We start from the raw sequence: 20,737 nt of genomic DNA on the forward strand, positions 1-20,737 counted from the left end.
CTATTTATGATGGTAAATAGGAGGCTTTGGGAATGAAAAAAACCATAACATGCTTGATTTTGTTTGGACTGCTGATGAGTATGTTGCCGTTCAAAAATGTGAGCGCTTTCGAAAGTGCTAGGCTTACCCAATCGGCAACCGCAAGCTCCGTCGAAGATTCGAGTAAAGCGGCTGATTTTGCGATTGATGGTGACCCGCAAACTAGATGGTCCTCACAATATTCAGATCCGCAGTGGATAAGTGTAGATCTCGGTAGCACCACCAAAATCAATGGCGTTACGCTCAACTGGGAAGCCGCTTATGCGAAGTCCTACCAAGTTCAGACATCGACGGATGATGATCATTGGACTACCGTCTATTCCACCACGACTGGAGATGGAGGAATCGATAAGATATCTTTCGAAGCAACAGACGCTAGATATGTAAAAATGAACGGTATCGAAAGAGCTACCAGCTACGGATATTCCCTTTGGGAATTTGAAGTGCATTCAGCTGACAAACCGGAGGATAACTTACCTCCAACAGCTCCCTCCAACCTGACTAGTTCCTCAGTATCGGATACAACAGTAGGCTTGCAGTGGACGGAATCTACAGACAATGTAGGTGTTTCCAGCTACGACATCTACAAAGGATCAGACCTCGTAGGATCCAGTGCATCGACATCCTTCATCGTTACCGGCCTAACAGCCAACATAGCGTACAGCTTTTATGTGAAAGCCAGAGATGCCGCAGGTAATGTGTCAGATGCAAGCAATGTGATTGATGTTACCACCAGCGCAGCTGACACAAATATTGTCTCAGGTGAAACTTATAAACTAACGGCACAGCATAGCGGAAAAAATCTGGAAGCAGGAGACTCAACTGCCGATGGAGCGAAGGTGCAGCAGTGGACGAACAACGGTAGTGCTCGGCAAAGATGGAAAGTCATTGATGTTGGCGATGGATATTATAAATTGATTGTGCAATCCAGCGGTAAAGCATTAACAGTGGCCGGAGGCTCTTCAGAAGATGGGGCTAGTGTACAGCAATGGACAGACAGCGATTTAACTAATCAAAAATGGAAAATGATTGACGTCGGCGGTGGATATTATAAGCTGCTTGTACAATCTAGCGGTAAAGCGCTGGATGTAATCGGAGGTTATACTAATGACGGGGCAAATGTGCAGCAATGGACGGATAACGGAAATGATCAGCAGAAATGGAAGTTTACGCTTGTTGACTCAACCCCTGATACAACGGCACCAACAGCACCAGCAAACCTGAAAAGCTACTCCAAAACAAACACTTCGGTAAGCCTTGTATGGACAGCATCAACAGACGATGTCGATGTTACCAGCTACGATGTGTACAATGGAACAACTTTGGTCGATTCAACCCCCACGACAAGTTATACGGTGACAGGGCTTAGCGCCAATACAACATACAGCTTCACTGTCAAAGCCAGGGATGCAGCAGGAAATATTTCAACAGCAAGCAATGTCCTAAAGGTTACGACGAATTCTACAACGGAGAATACAGGTTTTTATATTAATGGAACAACGCTTTACAATGCCAAGGGGAATCCGTTTGTTATGAGGGGAATCAATCACGCTTATACCTGGTATAAGGGGCAAGAGTCTGTAGCGATCCCTGCCATTGCAAAAACGGGAGCGAACACCATCAGAATCGTACTGTCGGATGGTCAGCAATGGACAAAAGATGATCTGTCTGCGATACAAAATTTAATCACTTTATCAGAGCAAAACGAATTGGTCGTTGTTCTAGAAGTACATGATGGCACAGGGTCTGACAGCGCTGCTGTATTGGATAATATCGCTAATTACTGGATTGAAATGAAAAGTGCACTCATTGGAAAAGAAAGCACCGTCATCCTCAATATCGCGAACGAATGGTATGGAACTTGGGATGGCGGAGGCTGGGCGCAAGGTTATAAGTCTGTTATACCTAAGCTCAGAAATGCTGGCATCAAAAACACAATCATTGTTGATGGTGCAGGATGGGGACAGTATCCGCAATCTATTTTTGACTACGGAAAAGAAGTCTTTAATGCAGATCCGCTTAAAAATACGATGTTCTCCATTCATATGTACGAATATGCCGGAGGTAATGCCACCACAGTAAAGAGCAATATGGATAATGTACTGAATAAAAACCTAGCTCTGCTGATTGGAGAATTCGGCATTAAGCATACGAGCGGTGATGTGGATGAGGCTACCATTATGAGTTACGCTGAGCAAAAGGGAGTAGGTTATCTTGCATGGTCTTGGAAAGGAAACAGTCCGGGTCTTGATTATCTGGATATGACTACTGACTGGCAAGGATCAAGCTTAACGGAACAAGGTCGTATTATCATTGAAGGTCCCAATGGTATTAGGGCGACATCAAAATTAAGCTCGGTTTATAGCGATTCAGCCAACAAACAGTCATCCAGTAAACCATGAGTATTTAACGTTAGTCAACAATGTTCAGTACGAAAACAAGCTTTTTCTGTACACAAAGCCGCCAAGTTGGCGGCTTTTTTTGTTGCATGAGCTGCCAGCTTACAAACAATAAAAGAATAATAAACAAGACAGTCTTTAACCAAGCAATTGACTTCTATAAGCTTTGTTTTGAGGCATTTGGGAACACGGATCAAGCCGATCATCGCAGGGCAAGTCGCCAATATGGGAGCAGACATTAAGTTACAAATGGAAAGCTTGAATTCAAATCAATATGCGTGAAGCCGCAGATCATGTGTTAAGCCTTCCATCTTTCAAAGAAGCTGTTGCACAGAAGTCAATACCATATTTAAATATATAAATTGGATGTAAGCTCGTCTATTGCAGCATATTAGGGAATTCGGTACAATTTACTCATACTACTTAAGAGTAAGCTGGAAGGAGAGAGTAAAGGTTGAAGCAGGAGTATTGTACACCGACTCAGCACCCAAAGTGGTTTGGACTGGCTGTTCAAGCGCTTGTTATATTGTCACAGGAGGACAAAAGCATAGCTTGTCCAAGTATTGAACTCGCCAAATATCTTCAGTCGGAGCCTTCTTTGCTGCGCCGCATACTTTCCGTTCTCGCCAAGGAAGGGCTTATCGGAACCCGGGAAGGCCGTGACGGCGGGTACCACCTTAGGAAACCGGCAGAGTCTATACGACTAGTTGATGTGTACGATGTATTCCGTTCAGACAGCAGGCTTTCCTTTGGTATTACCGAGACAGCTGGCACGCATCCGCTCGGTAAATGTATGAAATCTACGCTTGAGGATATTACCCAAGAAATGGACGATAGCATACGTGGAGTATTAAGCAAGTACACGATTGCTGATCTCGCCAATCAACTGGAAGCCAAGCTTTAGATGAACCTGGAAAAAGACGGTTGACAGCGGCTTGCTTAGATTTTATACTGTGCAATATAAACAACAGTTAAACGCAAGCCGCGCGCAACGTTAATTTTTAAGGTTATACTGTGTGATAATGAACACAGTTGTACCTGTACGCAGAAGCGGAAATATTGTTGGAATTTTTTTCAAGGCACTTCGTTTTAATAGGATTCAAACTTTGACTAATCGCTTAGTCTGGATTTAACTGTGCTGAATAAAAAACAGTATTTATTTAAAGGAGGATTCATAATGTCAACTTCAACTCATACTGGTCAGAGCTCCGCCTTGTTCGCCGATGTTATCCGCGAGCGTCGCTCTGTGCGTCATTACGACAAATCGGTTCGTCTGTCTCACGAGGAGATTAAGGATCTTCTGAAAGAAGCGACGCTTGCGCCTTCTTCAAGTAACGTTCAGCCCTGGCGCTTCTTGGTTATTGAGACAGAGGAATTGAAAGCAAAACTCCAGCCAATCGCCTACAATCAATCCCAGGTTACTGAGGCTGCAGCGGTGATCGTTGTGCTTGGTGATACGGAAGGATATAAGAAGCTCGATGACGTTTTCGGCGAAGCAGTAAAACACGGCTATATAGCAGAAGATACCGCTAAATCGTTCGTGGAAAGATCGATTCATACGTATGCTTCATTGCCAGAGGAAACACTTCACAAAGTCATTCATATCGATGGTGGTATTGTATCCCAGCAGCTTATGCTGGTTGCACGTGCTCACGGCTACGATACCGTCGCGATGGGCGGCTATAATGCGGCCGAGCTTAAGCAAGCGTTCGGTATTAGTGACCGATACATTCCAATCATGCTGATTGCACTCGGTAAAGCGGCACAACCGGGTCATCAGACAACTCGGCTGCCGATAGACGATATCACATTCTTTAACGAGATGCCCGTTAACTAAAAACAAGACCCAACGAATTTAATTTTATGAATGAACAAAGGCGAGAAATGACAACTTAAGGAAGTAGTATATATTCACAATTTCCAAAGGAGGATATCTGTTATGGCTCACCAGAAGAGAAGGAAAGAAGCTGCATGGAAGTCACGAAAGCAAGAACAGCATCCCCATGGTAAAATCAAATCGCTCAAGGAATTGTCCAGCGAACAAGATTGAGGAGTATACTACTTGGAAGAGAAGGGCTGTCGATGAAATTTATCGGCAGTCTTCTCATGGTGTGTGATCATAATGGCCCTTCATACAGGCAGCATCCAACAGTTTTATTTCAGAGTGTTCAGTGTTATTGAAGACATTGAGTTAGCCGTTCAACCCTGAAAATATACATAATATTTTCAGGGTTGCTTTTATTTAGTTTTCTTTGTCAAGGCGAAGAATTACTGCAATTCACCAATGCGTGTGGGCGCTATCGACTCTTGCACGGAAAGCCTGGCCCATGGACGGTAGAGGAGGTTCTTCGCTTGCAAGAAGCCGTAAAGTGATGATAACGTTAATTTGACGAAAGCTGAAATAGAATGGGAGTTGAAAATTCTTGAAGAAATTCGGTGAAATTTTGCTTGTAGGTTTAAGCTTGGGGTTGGGCCTTGCAATCGATAATGTGCAGACTCCTGCCGCCTCTGCCGCTGGTACCGAATATTATGTGGCGACAAGTGGTAGCGATTCCAACGCGGGAACAAGCGATGCGCCGTGGAAAACGCTCCAGCATGCGGCCGACGCAGTCCCTCCGGGCAGCAAGGTCTATGTCCGAGGTGGTGTTTATAAGGAGAAACTGAAAATCACCCGCTCTGGCTCCGCCTCGCAAGGCCCAACCGTGTTCGCAAGCTATGGCACGGAAACCGCCATTGTTGACGGTACTGGCCTATCGGTCAGTGGGAACGAAGGGTTAATCGAATTGGCCGATGTCGATTACGTCACCATCCAAGGGTTTGAAATCCGCAATTTTACCACTGCTTCCAAGAACGCAGTGCCTACAGGCATTTACGTTCACGGTGCAGGGGGTTTCATTAATCTGTCTGATAACAAAATCCACGACATCAAAAACACGGCCACCCCAACTGGAAAAGACCGGCTAGGCCGGGACGCTCACGGCATCGCTGTTTATGGCACGAAAGCTCCTGCATCGATTCAGAACCTTACAATCAACGGCAATGAACTATACAATCTCGTGCTCGGCTCCAGCGAATCGCTTGTTTTAAACGGGAATGTGAACGGCTTTGCAGTGACCAGCAACCTCGTTCACGATAACGACAACATTGCAATCGATCTGATCGGCTTTGAAGGAACCGCGCCGAATACTGCTTACGATCAGGTGCGGAACGGGGTGGTAAAAGGCAATCGAGTGTACAATAATTCGGTTCGAAATAACCCATCCTACAAGAGCGATGACAACTCGGCCGGCGGCATTTATGTGGATGGGGGCAAAGACAACATTATCGAGCTGAATTACAGCTATAACAATGACATCGGCGTCGAAATTGCCTCCGAGCATGCCGGCAAAACCACCAGCAATATTACGGTCCGCAGTAACGTGATATATAACAATCGGTTAACCGGCATCGCTATGGGCGGCTACGATGACGAGCGTGGCTCAACGGTAAACAGCAAGATCGTGAACAATACGCTGTACAAGAACGATACATTGGACGACAGAAGCGGCCAGCTTTTGGTTCAGTATGATACACGAAACAACGTGATCAAGAACAATATTTTCGTAGCCAGTTCGACTGATGTGTTGATCTACAATGGATATACTCAAAATTCGGGCAATGTTGTTGATTATAATTTATATTTTGCACCTGGTGGCAGTTCGGGGGCCAACTGGACCTGGAAAGATAAAGAATATACAGGATTCCCCACGTACAAATCGGGAACGGGCAACGATGCGCATTCTCTGTTTGCCGATCCTAAATTCGTGAATGCCACGAATGGCGACTTCCGTTTGCAGTCTTCGTCACCAGCGATCGATTCCGGATCAACGGATAACGCCATCATCGGAACCGAGGATATCGACGGGGAACCCCGCGTGAAAGGGAAGGCCGTGAATATCGGTGCAGATGAGTGAAGCAAAGCTAGAGTTTTTGTCGGGTTATGCAAAATCTGATCCCTTTGGAGTCCTGTGCGTGCTGATACTCCGTTGATGCAAGTGACGGGATGAGGCGGCTCAAATGAATAGCTGATTTATTCCAAAAGCCCTCTAGATGCGAGGGCTTTTGTCTTTATATATAGCATTCACAATTTGTGTATTTGCAATTTTTGTAGTTCTTGATACATCATAATTGATAATGATAATTATTATCATTTAATTCAAAGGTCACATTATGATCACCGATTGCTTGTTGCTATGGAGAGGCATCCTAGGCGCAACATTATTCTTCTATAGAGAAAGGTTGATAGCATTGACTACAAATAAACAATTAGACCGCTTCAGCTCGATACCCGTTTTCTCCATATATGATTGAATGATTGAAGCAGCTGCGGCAGCTTAAGATCGTCTTCTACAATCAGGATACTAAACATAGGACTTGGCTTCTTTTCTGATTTAAAAAAAACACCAGCATGCCTTCGCCGAAGAGCGATTGGAACTTACTGTTTTTACGAGTCCTCCAATACCGCAAGATCGAATTACAAAATTGTAAGGTAGATGTAAGGCAAATCGATAGCTTATGCCAGCCTGGCAGGATAAGATTGGATCAAACGAAAATAGAAATTTTTTAAAAGGAGAATCGAGATGAGGCTGTTTGAACTGTTGCTATTATTGTCAAACATCAGCTTGTTTTCATTAACCTTCCTATTAAAAAAAGGGCGTAGAATTCCAGTATTTGTTGCAAGCGGTATTGCCACACTTTTACTGGTCATTCATTGGACGGTGGAAGGATACAGAATTCAGCTATTTTTCCCATATTGCATAACGATCATTTTTTTAGCCATTTCAGGTTATAGCTATTTTAAAAAAACGGTCCAAAAAAAATCCCACGATTCATGTTGGGTTCAGCTTATACCGCTATAGCGATAATGCTGGTAGTAACAGCGGGTCTTATGTATGCTTTTCCTGTATTTAAACTACCTGAACCGACAGGCGAATTTAAGGTAGGAACGCAAATTTTTCATTTCGTGGATACAAATAGGGAAGAGATTTTCGACGAATCCAGAGATGGTAAGAGAGAATTGATGGTTCAGGTCTGGTATCCGGCACAAGCTAGCACTGGCAAGTATGCTCCCTTTATTCCCGATACCCAGATTTTACGTTATATGGCCGCGAACTATGGTCTTCCCGGGTTTACGTTTCAACACCTGAGGTACGTATCCAGTCATACTTATTCGGGGGCCGAAGTCTCTTCGGCACAGACTTCATACCCGCTGCTCCTTGCGAATCCCGGCAACGGCTCTTCTAGGTTTCTCCACACGTCGCAAGCCGAAAATCTCGCGAGTCACGGATATATCGTGGCAGTGATCGACCACACCTACAATACATTTGCAACCGAGTTTCCGGACGGTCGAATCACAACCAGCACAACCAACGACTTATTCTCGCCCGACCATGATTACCAGACGAGCAGAGGAAATCGCGACAAGTTGGGACAAGTTTTAACCGGCGATGTGGCGTTTGCGCTGGACCAATTCGAGCTCATCCAATCGGGGCAGATTCCAAGTCATCTAAAAGGGAGGATTGATCTCGGTCATGTCGGGGTGTTCGGTCATTCCATCGGTGGAGCGACGGCCTATGACGCTTCTTACGATCCGCGAATCGCAGTCGGGATAGACCTTGATGGAGGGCTTTATCGACTGCGTGACAGAGAGGGTCTGCGAAAGCCGTTTTTGTTCATCAACTCGGAAAGCTATTTCGAAAAATTAAAAATGGTAATGGATAATCGGGTCTACACGGATGCAGAGCTTAACCGTATGGGATCAACAAGAGAGTGGGAGGATCAAGTAACGGAAGATAAAAAGTTGGAGCTTGAACGGATGCGTGAAACGATCGACGAAGGGGGACAAGTCCTCTATATCGAAAATACGGAGCATTTGAATTTCGCTGACGTACAGTTCATTTCTCCGATTTTCAAAATGCTGGGCATTACAGGAAAGATTGCGCCCGAAAGAGCGAACTCCGTTATCAATGCCTATATGCTAGATTTCTTCGATAGGTATCTGAAAAATCAAGGCGGAATCTTAATGAAAGGACCGGATAGCCGTTTTCCGGAGGTGAAGTTCGTAACCTCGCTATTATAAATTACGGAACAGACTACCGATTTTGATATGCTCCCCTTCAAGTAGACAGGTTTAATAAATAAACTGCTAATTGAAGGGGAGTTTTTCTTTGTCTAAGAAGAACAAATACAATGCCATGTATGCAAAGAGGAAGGGAGAATAAGTTCTATGAATTCCATGAAAGCGTTTGACATATTGAAATATCATTCTATAATTATGAACAGAATTGGACCTCACCGAGATGGGAAAATCCTGATTATTCCAGTCTGGATCGGATGAAGATGTTGTCTATTCTCAAATAGGTCGCTGTCTATGAGGAATAAGATAATTGCTAGAGCTGTTGTTCAATAAACAGCAAGCTCCATAATCAGGGGCTTGCTCTTTTATTTACCTAAGGAGAATGGGGCGGAATGACACTTAAAAAAAGAATCTTTTTATTGTTTTTTCTCAGCGCGTTTATTCCCTTTATTAGTATATTTGCAATTTCTTATTATACCATTGATTCCATTTTTGTAAATAAAATCAATGATGGAATTAGGAGCAATCTACAGCAGGTAACTTTATCACTGGAAAATTCAATTACCAATCTGAATCATGTTACTCAGCAATTATCATATAGCGGTACTTTAGGCAAAAAACTGGATGAAGTCTTGCAACCTTCCTCCAATATAATTGAATTGATTGAGGCTAGAGATGAATTAAAGAATGAGTTAAATGTTGTAACGTTTACTAATCCGAATATAGGCTTGACCTTATATTATTTTCAGAAAGAAGGCGCTACACAGTTCGCTAACTTTCCTATCAAAGATCGTTTTGCCCCTGAGTCTTTGCCTGTGCTTTTCAAATCTTATGGCATTTCGTACTATGGTCCCCATATCAGTATGAACCGATTTAATGACCAACTCGTTTTATCTGCCATGCGAAAGGTACAACTGCCTCAAAGGGACGATGTATATATTTACGTCGAATCCGGATTTCGCCTTACACAGGATATACTGGGTTACAACCAATACCAAGGAGCTTTATCGCATTTGATCCTGAATGGTGAAGGTCAAATTGTTTACAGTGAAATTCCGGAAACGATGAAAGTGGGGGAGAATTTCTTCAGCTTATCAAAAAGTGCTGCAAAAGACGGAATATCCCGTGACTACCATTGGTTTAAGGAGGACTCCGCTCAGAATTGGAGCGTCATCTCGGTAATTTCGCAGGCTAAGTATCAACAGGAGAAAAACCAGTGGTTGCTTCAAATATTACTGGTCGCTTTATTTTTTCTCGGCTTTACTGTATTTCTTGCTTGGCTTCTGTGGAAGATGGTCTACAAGCCACTCGGTCTGTTCCATTCTGAAATTAACGGAATGTCTCAGAATCCACAAAAAAAGGCAGGTAGCCAGACCCGCACTCATATTCCCGAGTTCGATTTTCTACTGGGAGAATTCTCAAATATGCAGCATCAAATCGGTGACCTGTTCAAGGAAGTGCAGCAGAAAGAGAAGATCCGTGCAGATTTGGAAGTGGAAAAATTGTTATATCAGATCAATCCTCACTTTCTGATGAATACGCTAGATACTGTACATTGGCTGGCCGTCATGAATGGACAAGGGGAGATTGACAAGTTGGTGCAATCCTTGAACAAGCTGTTGTATTACAATTTGGGTAAATTAGGGCAAGTATCGACGATGGAAGAGGAAATTGATGCGCTAAGACAGTATCTAGTCCTGCAGCAAATTCGATATGACTTTGAATTTGACGTGCGTATTTCAGCGGATGACCATGTGCTTCAAATACCTGTGCCTCGTTTTATTCTGCAACCGTTGGTTGAAAATTCTCTCTATCATGGACTGAGTGACGAAGGTTTTATTCAAATTGAAGTTACACTCACCAAAACGCTGAATATTCTGATACAGGATAATGGAGCCGGCATGACCGAGGAAGCGATTCAAAAACTCTTGAACAATCGTATAGCAGAACATAAAAAAGTAGGGATGGGCATCGGACTCAATTATGTTCACCGCATGTTGAGGGCACAGTACGGAGATCAAGCACAACTGGTGATCGAAAGTGAATTGGGTACAGGGACAAGTATTCTGCTCATACTTCCTATCAAAGGAGAAGATGTTCGGGGATGATTAAAGTATTGATTGTGGATGACGACAAATTGGTACGAAAAGGCATAAGCTCTGCGATGCCGTGGAATGAGTTCAATATGGAAGTTGTAGGAGAAGCAAGTAACGGGTTGAAAGCACTGGATTTTCTGAAATCCCAACCGGTCGATCTGATGTTGACGGATCTCGCGATGCCGGTGATGTCAGGTATTGAACTGATGCGAGCTGCAAGGCAACTCTATCCAGAGCTTCATATTGTCGTATTAACACTGCATCAAGATTTCGATTATATCCAGGAAGCGCTCAGGCTGGGAGCCATCGACTATATAGCCAAGGTTCAGCTCGAGCAGGAGCAATTCGAACACGTGCTGCATCGAATACATATCCGGATTGACGAGCTGACGAATAAAAAACGAAAGCTGCCGCTGCTTAGTGAGACTAATGTCCATTACCGCCATGTGTATGCACTTGTTTCACTGGATCGCAAGTTAGGACAGAGCTGGCCGATTGAACCGACATCCAGTGTAGATGAGATCCGATGGGAGGTTGAACGGAACAGTTGGATGTGGGCGGCACCCATGGACTTAGAGGATCAACTGTTCCACAAACTGAAGGAATACCGGGACCAAGTTCCCCAAGGCGCCTTGCTAGTTATATCCGATGTACAAGAGCGAACGTGGTCGCAAATCCAAAACTGGATTATGAATTATACAGAAACGTCCTTATTCTATGCATACGACCCTTATGATCCTGTCATTGCCGTTTCGATGAATGTGGAGGACTCATTTCCAATAGAACCGCAGGATGAAGACATGGATCGAATTAAGCAAAGCTGGTTTCTATCACCATGGACACATAACGACAGTTACTACAACCAACTGATTGAACAGTTCAAATCACTAAGATTGCATAAAAGCCAGCTGATGGGATTGCTATACTCGATAGTTATGGAATGGAATCACCTTTTTGCCGAGACTACGCTTGGTAGAATCTCAATGATCCATTCTTTTCTATCGTGGTACGAGGTAGAAGCTTGGATCAAGCAGACCTCTGTGGACATTCGTAAGGCAGATGAACAGACCTCGTATTCACAGGAGATTGTAGACGCCGTCAAAAAATCAATTATGATCATGCAAAATGATTTGGACCAAGCTTTTACTGCTTCAAGTTTGTCCCAGCAACTGAACATCAGCCGAAGCTATTTCAGTCAATGCTTCAAGGATCTGATGGGGAAAACCTTTAATGAGTACTCCCGTTTTATACGAATAGAGAAGTCTAAAGAGTATTTATTGAATACAAATAATCAGATTTTCTGGATTGCGGAGCGAGTGGGTTATACGGATGAAAAATATTTCAGCCGAATTTTCCGCGAGTTGACAGGCCTGCTTCCAAGTGAATATCGACAGCTGGGCAGAGGGGATAAAAAGCGTACTCTTTTATAATTCAGTCAAGCCGACAGATTCCTGATAGGAGCTGCCGGTTTTTTGTGCTTCACTTTGGTTAGTAAGTAAAGATAGACAAATGTATGTCGGCAGGTAGGATAAATGCTTACAAGCCAAGTATGACTTCACTGCCTGTCGTGAAACCGCATACATTTTTCTATCCAAACAGACGTTTAATCCCTATCTCGTTTTGTCTCCATCGAGTTTTATAATGAAAGCGTAAACAACAGTGATAGAGAAATATTCACAACGAAGGGGAATCGAATGAGATGACAACTAAATGGTCCGTAAAAAGCAAATTGTTGACGAGACGTCTGGCCGTACTGTCGATATCTGCCCTAATGATTTCAACCCTTGCAGCCTGTGGGGCTTCATCCAACCCTCCCACTGCGAAGGAAGCGGGCAAATATGAGATAACACCCGGAGACCCATTCAGTGCCTATAAAGACGAAATAACCGTCACGATGGGTCGTGTGACTACGGCCAACCCGAAGCTGCCGGCTGGAGATTCGTATGAGAATAATGCGTATACTCGACTGGTCAAAAAAGCGTTTAACGCTCAGATTAAAGACCAATTTGAAGCCAACGGAGAAGATTACAGCCGTCAGGTTTCGCTCGCCATCGCCTCTGGAGAACTGCCTGACATGATGCGTGTCGATTCCAAGGATGAACTCAAAGAACTGGTTGATAATGATCTGATTGAAGATATGACGGAAATTTACAAACAGTATGCCACAGATAATATCAAGAATATTTACGACTCTTATGAGGGCCGGGCGTTAGACAATGCGACGATAGATGGACGTTTAATGGCGCTTCCAGCTACTTCCCTAGATTCCGCACCAACCATGGTCTGGGTTCGTCAGGATTGGCTGGATTTACTGGGAATCCAACTTGACGCAGACGGAGATGGTGCTATCAAGCTGGAAGATGTGGAGAAAACGGCCGAGGAATTCTTAAAAAGAGATCCTGGTCAAACCGGGAAACCAGTAGGTATTCCCTTTGTGAACACCCTGAATACAACTGACTACAATGGTTCCGCCTATACCATGCTGGGAGTTGCCTCAACGAAGGGTTCATTCCCTCAGTACTGGATGAAGGGTAAAGACGGCAGCATTGTTTATGGCTCGACAACAGAGGAAACCAAGCAGATGCTAGGCGTCATGGCAGATTGGTTCAAGAGAGGCATCATCGATCCGCAATTTGGAACACGCACATTTGATGATATTACGGCACTGTACACCAACGGCCAATGCGGTATTGCTTTTGGACCATGGCATATTCCCGACTGGGGTCTGGGCAACGTGAAGCAGAAGGATAAGAATGCGAAATTCACGGCTTACACTTTGGAAGATGCAGATGGAAAGGTAAACGTGGCACACGCCAATCCAGCTAATCAGTTTATCGTTGTAAGAAAAGGATACGAACACCCGGAACTCGCCGTTAAAATCGTAAACCTTTTCTACGATAAACTGGCAAATGATAAAAATGTGGGAACATCTATGCCAGAAGCTGCCAAGTATCAAGAGAACGGCGTAGACGGTTCTACCAGACCGTTTAATATTGAAGTCAACTCGGCGACCTCGTTACTGGATGACTACTCTGATATCGTTCGAGGGATTAAAGGAGAGATAAGTTTGGATCAGGTCCGGACAACAGAATCAAAGAACAATATTAAAAGTATCCAGACTTACTTAAGTAATATGGATACGGATAACGTTACAGCCTGGTCGAAATATCACTCGCGTATCAACGGAGTGGGACTCATTGACAAACTGACACGGGAAAACAAATTTGTATGGATGACACCCGCTTTCTCCGGAACTACACCAAGCATGAAACAGACCTGGGCTAATCTGACCAAGATGGAGCAGGAATCTTTCATCAAAATTGTGACTGGCGCAGAACCTCTGAATTACTTCGATACATTCGTTAGCAATTGGAAGAAGCAAGGCGGTGACCAGGTAATTCAGGAAATTAAAGACGAGGTTGCATCCAAAAAATAAACAATCTTGAACTGCTAACAGGGCTGCGTATTGCAGCCCTGCTTTTAGGAAAGGGGTCCATCCATGAAACAGGGAAACGATAAAGCAAAAATCCGGTTCGGCACGGGTGCCATATATCATCTGATGATGCTTCCGGGTATTTTATTTTTGCTGGTATTCAGCTATGTACCGATGGTCGGTGTCATTACGGCGTTTCAGGATTATATACCAGCCAAGGGAATGTTAGGCTCCAAATTTGTAGGGCTGAAGCACTTTATTTATATGTTTAAGCTCCCGGACATCGCACAGGTTTTCAGTAATACGTTGGTGATTGCCATTGCCAAGATTCTATTGGGAACAATGATGGCTATCATTTTTTCCATTTTGTTAAATGAGATCCGCATCAAATTCGTTAAAAAATCCGTGCAGACAATTGTTTATCTGCCACACTTTCTGTCCTGGGTAGTTCTAGCGTCCGTGGTTGTTAACATGTTCAGTTTAGATGGAAGTGTGAATCAAATTTTGGCCTTTTTCGGTCTGAAGAATATTAATTTTCTCGGCAGCAACACCTGGTTCCAGCCGCTGATTATTGGGACAGACGTGTGGAAGGAGTTCGGTTACAGTTCCATCGTCTATTTGGCTGCAATTACTTCGATTGATCCGGGTCTGTATGAGGCGGCAGGAATGGATGGAGCCAGCTGGTGGAGAAAAGTATGGCATATTACGTTGCCAGGCATGCTGCCTATTATCCTGCTCATGGGAGTGATGAGTCTGACTAATATTTTGAGTGCCGGCTTCGATCAAATTTATAATCTGTATAACCCAGTTGTCTATGAATCGGGAGATATTCTGGATACTTATGTATATCGGATTGGACTCGTTGGGCGACAGTATAGCTTCGGTACGGCTGTTGGCCTGTTCAAGTCAGTGATTGGTATTGTTTTGCTATTGTCCGCCAACCAATTGGCCAAAAAATACACCGACCGAAAAATATTTTAAGGAGGCGAAGCCTGTGTCGTATTCTGTAAGCCAAAAAAATCGAATTGGCGGGTTAGTCATCTATGCCATCGTCATATTGCTGGCATTGATCTGCCTACTTCCATTATGGAATATCGTTGCGATTTCATTTAGCAGCAGTGAGGCCGTGTCAGCTAATGCTGTAGGTCTCGTACCGGTCAATTTTACAACCGCAGCGTATACGAAAATTATTGATGATGCTCAGTTCTGGCGTTCCTTTGGCATATCTGTTCTACGTGTTGTGCTTACACTTCTTCTCAACATGATTCTTATTGTTCTAATGGCATACCCGCTCTCCAAGTCAAAAAGAGAATTTAAGGGCAGAAACATTTATATGAACGTCATGATTTTTGCCATGCTGTTCAGCGGTGGGATGATCCCGAGTTATCTATTGATCAAAAACCTCGATATGCTCAATACAATTTGGTCGCTTGTTCTACCAGGAGCTGTTCCTATATTCAGTGTCATCCTTGTCATGAACTTCTTCTCTGCTGTACCTAAGGCCCTAGAGGAAGCAGCATTCATCGATGGGGCAAGTCCGTTGCAGGTCCTGTTCAAAGTGTATGTTCCCGTGTCCATCCCTGCGCTGGCGACGGTAGCACTATTCAGTATCGTGGGAACGTGGAATGATTTCTTCAGCGGTTTGATCTATATGACTCAAGTTAGCAATTATCCGCTCATGACGTATATTCAGTCCCTTAACGTGAATATTGCGGAACTTCTTCAATCCGGCACCAACTCAGCACAACTCAGCAACTTGACTGAAATTTCAAACAAAAATTTAAATGCGGCAAAAATCGTAGTCGCTGTCATCCCGCTACTGCTGATTTATCCGTTGCTTCAAAAATATTTTGTGACTGGAATTGTTGTAGGATCGGTAAAAGAGTAATTGTATGCTGTGACTTGATTAAGATAAAAGAAACTATCCCTGTATGGAGGGTTATAATGAACAATGGAAAATAAAAAAATTGGTGGAAAGAAAACGTTGTATGCCAAAATGAGATATTGTTTTTATTTCCGAAGTGGATATCGTTTTTAATATAGACTGTATGTTCAGTCATGATTAAAATATTACTCGAGAAAATATTACCACATGGGGGAGGGTAACAAGGTGGAACTTTTTTACGAAATCGAAGGGAATGGAGTCCCTATAGTCATGATTCACTCGGGAGGTGTCGACTCAAGGGTATGGAGATATATGGTGCCTGAACTAGCAAAATCATTCCAGATCATTACCTTCGATGGTCGAGGAACCGGCCACTCGCCTGCTATGCAAGAGCCGACTTCACTTGTGGAGGATTTACGCAAACTTCTCGAACATCTCGGACTGGATCTTGTCACACTTGTTGGCCATTCCATCGGTGGGCAAGTCGCGACTGACTTTGCGTTATCATATCCATCTATGGTTGAGCGGCTAGTGGTGATTGCCCCTTCATTAACGGGATTTGCATATTCGCAAGAATTCACCAATTATATGGCATCGGTGAATGCGGCCGCTCCCGATATTTCAAAACTTGTAGAGTTGTCCCTAGCCGCACCGATCTATCGGGCTACGATGGCCAGCCCCCATCGGAGTTTTCTGACTGAAATGCATACTCACTACATGACAAGGGTATTCACCGAGTGGAGAAGCTTTGAGGTCCTTTGGCCAGAGCCGCCTTCGATTGAACGTTTAGAAAAAATTGCAGCGAGTATGTTATTTATACAAGGAACAATAGAATGGCCGGATATGTATAATATTGCCGAGCACTTCAAGCGTGTACCTGCAATTAGGTTTGCCGAAATCAAAGGGGCCGATCATATGCTTGTTCTTACTCATGCGGAGGAACTAGCTAATAACATCCGACAGTTTTGTCACAGGTGAGAACCGTGCGTGAATTGGTTGGGTATCTCTTGAATCAAAGTATTATAGTGGGGTAATAAGAAGTTTTGAACCTTAAAGAGCAACCCGGAAGAAACATCTTAGCGCTTGAAAGCGGCGGGTGAGTGGAAAGCGTTTGTTTACGGATATGGAACAGCGACAGTCTAGGTCCTTATTTTCTGCTGACAAAACAATAATAGATCCAAGAGACAGAGGGACGATAGATCATCAAGAATGACTAACCAAACTAACATGATGGTTCAACTGAACACAAAAAGAGATGACCCTGATAAATTCAAGGATCATCTCTTTTTATATAAAATAATTGAACACAAAAAATAGCTATGATATAATCGATAGCGCTATTGACAAATCATATAAACGACCAAAAAATATTATCCCTATTATTATAGTACATCTAGAACTTTGATTTGTCAATGCTTTTTTTACCCCCCCCAGAAAATAGATAGGAAGGTGGAATGTGCAATCAGGCTGCGTACATAATCAAGCGGTTTTGAGAAGAAGTACGCGGCGACTTACTTCGGCGGTGACTAGGCATGATCATGATTGTTCGCTTTTTTCTCTATATTAATGGTTAGGAGAGATGTTGAATGAATTCACTGGTTCTCGATTTTCAAGAAATGGATGACGCTCAGCTTTTACTCGTTGGTGGAAAAGGGCTCAATTTAGGGGAGTTATCAAAAATTGAAGGAATACAAGTGCCAGAAGGGTTTTGTGTTACAACAGTGGGATATCAAAAAGCCATCGAACAAAACGAAAGGGTTCATGCTTTGTTGGATCGGCTAACTACGCTTAAAGTAGAAGATCGAAAACAAATTGATGAAACCAGCCAAAAGATTCGACAGGCCATTACGGAAGTAACCATTCCTTCCGATGTTGTGAAAGCAGTTGCTCACTATCTCTCCGAGTTTGGCGATGATTATGCTTATGCTGTGCGTTCTAGTGCGACGGCCGAGGATTTACCGCATGCTTCTTTTGCTGGTCAACAAGATACCTATTTAAATATAATCGGCAAAGAATCCGTCTTGGAGCATATCCGCAAATGTTGGGCTTCTTTATTTACGGAACGCGCGGTAATTTACCGAATGCAGAATGGATTTGATCACAGCCAAGTTTATTTATCTGTTATCGTTCAAAGGATGGTGTTTCCACAGGCTTCAGGGATTTTATTTACCGCTGATCCCATCAACGGCAACCGAACGGTGCTTTCTATCGATGCTAGTTTCGGGCTCGGAGAAGCGCTGGTCTCCGGCTTGGTATCTGCCGATTGTTATCAAGTACAGGATGGGGTAATCGTCAGCAAGAGGATCGAAACTAAAAAAGTGGCTATTTATGGACGAAAAGAAGGCGGAACAGAGACCAAGCAGATCAATCCTGATCAGCAAAAGACACAAACCCTTACAGATCAACAAATTTTACAACTGGAACACATTGGAAGACAGATTGAAAAACATTTCGGATGCCCCCAAGACATCGAATGGTGTTTGGCTGAAGATACATTTTATATTGTCCAGAGCCGGCCGATCACCACTTTATATCCCATTCCTGAAGCAACTGACCAGGAGAACCACGTGTATGTATCTGTTGGACATCAGCAAATGATGACGGATCCTATTAAACCACTGGGGATATCTGTTTGGAGGTTAACAGGTTCCGCTCCTATGTTTAAAGCTGGTGGTGGAAGGTTGTTTGTAGATATTACGAAGGGCCTGGCTTCATCGGATGGGAGGCAAAATTTATTAGATGTTTTAGGGCACTCCGATCCGCTCATAAAAGACGCGCTTATTACCATTATAGAGCGGGGAGATTTTATAAAATTGGACCCATATGACAAAAGCGAACAGGGGCCTGTTAAAAGCCATAAGGGCATGTCGTCTGCGGATATTCTGGCAGAGGCAGGAACCGATCCAGCAATTGTTGCTGAATTGATTAAGAGTAGTGAGACATCGTTATCAGCGTTAAAACATAACATCCAAACGAAATCAGGATTGGATGTATTGAATTGCATCCTGGAAGATATGCAGCAACGGAGGCAGCGTGCGTCAGATCTGAAAAATTTGAGTGTGATTATGTCCGCCATCCATGCTTCAGCATGGATCAATGAAAAAATGGATGAATGGTTAGGTGAAAAAAACGTAGCAGACACACTTTCCCTATCTGTACCTAACAACGTCACTTCTGAAATGGGTATGGAGCTACTGGATGTTGCAGATGTGATTCGTCCCTACCCGAAAATAATTGAGTATTTACAACAGGTAAAGGATGATAACTTTTTAGAAGAGCTGGTTCAATTCGAAGGTGGACAGCAGGTGCGTGATGCTATTACTGCTTATCTCGACAAATATGGAATGCGATGTGCCGGGGAGATCGATATTACAAGAACACGCTGGAGTGAAAAACCAAGTATGCTGATACCCATGATCCTCAGTAACATCAAAAATCTTGAGCCTGGCGCCAGTAAACGAAAATTTGAGCAAGGGCGACAGGAGGCAATGAAAAAAGAACAGGATTTATTAGCCCGATTGAAACAATTACCGGATGGTGAACAAAAAACCGAAGAGACAAAACAAATGATCGACCAGATCCGAAATTTCATCGGTTATCGTGAATATCCGAAATACGACATTGTTAGTCGCTACTTCATTTATAAACAGGCTTTACTAAAGGAAGCGGAACGACTCGTACAAGCCAACGTTCTTCATGAAAAAGAAGATATTTACTATCTCGCTTTTGAAGAATTGCAGGAAACCATACGCACGAATAAACTGGATTACCAGGTCATCGACAAACGCAAAGACGAGTATAGATTATATGAAAAACTAACTCCGCCACGTGTTATCACGTCTGATGGCGAAATCATTACGGGTCAGTACAAACGAGAAAATATCCCCGCTAAAGCTATTGTAGGCCTCGCTGTTTCTTCGGGTGTTGTAGAGGGGCGGGCACGTGTGCTCCTGAATATAGAAGGGGCTGATCTGGAAGATGGCGATATACTAGTCACCGCCTTTACTGATCCCAGCTGGACTCCATTATTTTTATCCATAAAAGGGTTGGTTACGGAGGTGGGCGGACTGATGACCCACGGAGCCGTTATCGCACGTGAATATGGCTTGCCAGCCGTTGTCGGAGTGGAGAATGCGACCAAACTGATAAAAGATGGGCAACGAATTCGCGTGCATGGAACAGAAGGGTATATCGAATTTTTGTAATGGATAAATAAGGGGAAACGATAGCGACTGGAAGGAGCTCACCCAACAATTGGGCCGACGCAAGAGGAACTTCATCGTTATGGCTCCCTTTATGAAGTATATTCATGCTGGCAATGGACAACGCTTAGGTTAAATATTATCTTATGCGGGAGGTCATCGCTTCTTGAAATTTGAACTAGGACGTTGCTTACTGAGTGAACGATTGATGGAATCTGGAAAGTCAGCAGAATGGCTGGCAAAAGACTTGCTTTTTAAACCGGAACGAGTTTACGACTTTATTGAAAACAGGAGAGTGATGCCTCTCAAAATTGCCATATCGATCGCCGATTCCATCGGTTGTGATGTTCGTACATTGTATGAATTAATTCCGAATGATAATGAAGTAAAGGGAGATTAATGGAATAAGTGGCAGGTTCCAATAAGGCGACAAATGTAATCCATTAAACTATAACGGCAAACGCTAACTTAATAAAAAAAAGGAGCTGATCAACGTGATCGGCTCCTTTTTTAACGGGCAGAATTTCCTTAGAAAGTGAGTGAATAAATTCTATTATTATAATCAGAA

13 protein-coding genes and 2 pseudogenes are annotated in these 20,737 nt (G+C 43.5%); all 15 read left to right on the forward strand.

Features of this window, described 5'->3' with window-relative positions:
- Positions 1-32 precede the first annotated feature (32 nt).
- The 15 genes and pseudogenes from OIU26_RS20500 (at position 33) to OIU26_RS20570 (ending at position 20,569) form a co-directional block, all read left to right on the forward strand.
- Positions 33-2,441, forward strand: a complete 2,409-nt coding sequence (locus OIU26_RS20500; protein ID WP_264217842.1) for a cellulase family glycosylhydrolase — start codon at positions 33-35, stop codon at positions 2,439-2,441.
- A gap of 128 nt (positions 2,442-2,569) precedes the next feature.
- Positions 2,570-2,769: pseudogene (locus OIU26_RS20505) on the forward strand (hypothetical protein); the annotation flags it as partial.
- Between the two features lie 123 nt (positions 2,770-2,892).
- The gene (locus OIU26_RS20510) at positions 2,893-3,342 is read left to right on the forward strand and encodes an RrF2 family transcriptional regulator (RefSeq protein WP_013371316.1); all 450 of its coding nucleotides are present in this window, start codon (positions 2,893-2,895) and stop codon (positions 3,340-3,342) included.
- A 273-nt stretch (positions 3,343-3,615) separates the two neighbouring features.
- Positions 3,616-4,275, forward strand: a complete 660-nt coding sequence (locus OIU26_RS20515; RefSeq protein ID WP_264217843.1) for a nitroreductase family protein — start codon at positions 3,616-3,618, stop codon at positions 4,273-4,275.
- A gap of 102 nt (positions 4,276-4,377) precedes the next feature.
- A complete protein-coding gene (locus tag OIU26_RS20520) occupies positions 4,378-4,488 on the forward strand; it encodes a DUF6254 family protein (RefSeq protein ID WP_014599788.1) in 111 nt (36 codons plus the stop codon).
- Positions 4,489-4,861: 373 nt separating this feature from the next.
- Positions 4,862-6,391 carry a right-handed parallel beta-helix repeat-containing protein gene (locus tag OIU26_RS20525; protein ID WP_264217844.1) on the forward strand — a complete coding sequence of 510 codons (1,530 nt, stop codon included), beginning with the start codon at positions 4,862-4,864 and terminating at the stop codon, positions 6,389-6,391.
- Between the two features lie 666 nt (positions 6,392-7,057).
- Positions 7,058-8,556, forward strand: a pseudogene (locus OIU26_RS20530) (alpha/beta hydrolase family protein).
- A 389-nt stretch (positions 8,557-8,945) separates the two neighbouring features.
- The gene (locus OIU26_RS20535; protein WP_264217845.1) at positions 8,946-10,661 is read left to right on the forward strand and encodes a histidine kinase; all 1,716 of its coding nucleotides are present in this window, start codon (positions 8,946-8,948) and stop codon (positions 10,659-10,661) included.
- Positions 10,658-12,079 carry a response regulator gene (locus OIU26_RS20540; RefSeq protein WP_264217846.1) on the forward strand — a complete coding sequence of 474 codons (1,422 nt, stop codon included), beginning with the start codon at positions 10,658-10,660 and terminating at the stop codon, positions 12,077-12,079. The genes OIU26_RS20535 and OIU26_RS20540 overlap by 4 nt, the downstream gene beginning before the upstream one ends.
- 269 nt (positions 12,080-12,348) lie before the next feature.
- Complete coding sequence (locus tag OIU26_RS20545) at positions 12,349-14,085, forward strand: sugar ABC transporter substrate-binding protein (RefSeq protein ID WP_264217847.1); 1,737 nt, start codon at positions 12,349-12,351, stop codon at positions 14,083-14,085.
- Positions 14,086-14,148: 63 nt separating this feature from the next.
- Positions 14,149-15,063, forward strand: a complete 915-nt coding sequence (locus tag OIU26_RS20550; protein ID WP_264217848.1) for an ABC transporter permease subunit — start codon at positions 14,149-14,151, stop codon at positions 15,061-15,063.
- Between the two features lie 13 nt (positions 15,064-15,076).
- A complete protein-coding gene (locus OIU26_RS20555) occupies positions 15,077-15,970 on the forward strand; it encodes a carbohydrate ABC transporter permease (protein WP_013371307.1) in 894 nt (297 codons plus the stop codon).
- Positions 15,971-16,192: 222 nt separating this feature from the next.
- Positions 16,193-16,945 (forward strand): alpha/beta fold hydrolase, encoded by a 753-nt coding sequence (locus tag OIU26_RS20560; RefSeq protein ID WP_165083965.1) that lies wholly within the window; start codon positions 16,193-16,195, stop codon positions 16,943-16,945.
- Positions 16,946-17,553: 608 nt separating this feature from the next.
- Complete coding sequence (gene ppsA, locus OIU26_RS20565; protein WP_264217849.1) at positions 17,554-20,172, forward strand: phosphoenolpyruvate synthase; 2,619 nt, start codon at positions 17,554-17,556, stop codon at positions 20,170-20,172.
- Positions 20,173-20,335: 163 nt separating this feature from the next.
- The gene (locus tag OIU26_RS20570) at positions 20,336-20,569 is read left to right on the forward strand and encodes an XRE family transcriptional regulator (protein ID WP_264217850.1); all 234 of its coding nucleotides are present in this window, start codon (positions 20,336-20,338) and stop codon (positions 20,567-20,569) included.
- The last annotated feature ends 168 nt before the right edge of the window (positions 20,570-20,737 follow it).

Source organism: Paenibacillus sp. BT-177 (assembly GCF_025846815.2).
Lineage (GTDB): Bacteria > Bacillota > Bacilli > Paenibacillales > Paenibacillaceae > Paenibacillus > Paenibacillus polymyxa_C.

Bases quoted from the DNA above. Each gene is read 5' to 3' on its own strand.
- OIU26_RS20500 (WP_264217842.1), top strand. From the start codon at position 33: ATGAAAAAAACCATAACATGCTTGATTTTGTTTGGACTGCTGATGAGT.
- OIU26_RS20515 (WP_264217843.1), top strand. From the start codon at position 3,616: ATGTCAACTTCAACTCATACTGGTCAGAGCTCCGCCTTGTTCGCCGAT.
- OIU26_RS20520 (WP_014599788.1), top strand. From the start codon at position 4,378: ATGGCTCACCAGAAGAGAAGGAAAGAAGCTGCATGGAAGTCACGAAAG.
- OIU26_RS20535 (WP_264217845.1), top strand. From the start codon at position 8,946: ATGACACTTAAAAAAAGAATCTTTTTATTGTTTTTTCTCAGCGCGTTT.
- OIU26_RS20540 (WP_264217846.1), top strand. From the start codon at position 10,658: ATGATTAAAGTATTGATTGTGGATGACGACAAATTGGTACGAAAAGGC.
- OIU26_RS20545 (WP_264217847.1), top strand. From the start codon at position 12,349: ATGACAACTAAATGGTCCGTAAAAAGCAAATTGTTGACGAGACGTCTG.
- OIU26_RS20550 (WP_264217848.1), top strand. From the start codon at position 14,149: ATGAAACAGGGAAACGATAAAGCAAAAATCCGGTTCGGCACGGGTGCC.
- ppsA (WP_264217849.1), top strand. From the start codon at position 17,554: ATGAATTCACTGGTTCTCGATTTTCAAGAAATGGATGACGCTCAGCTT.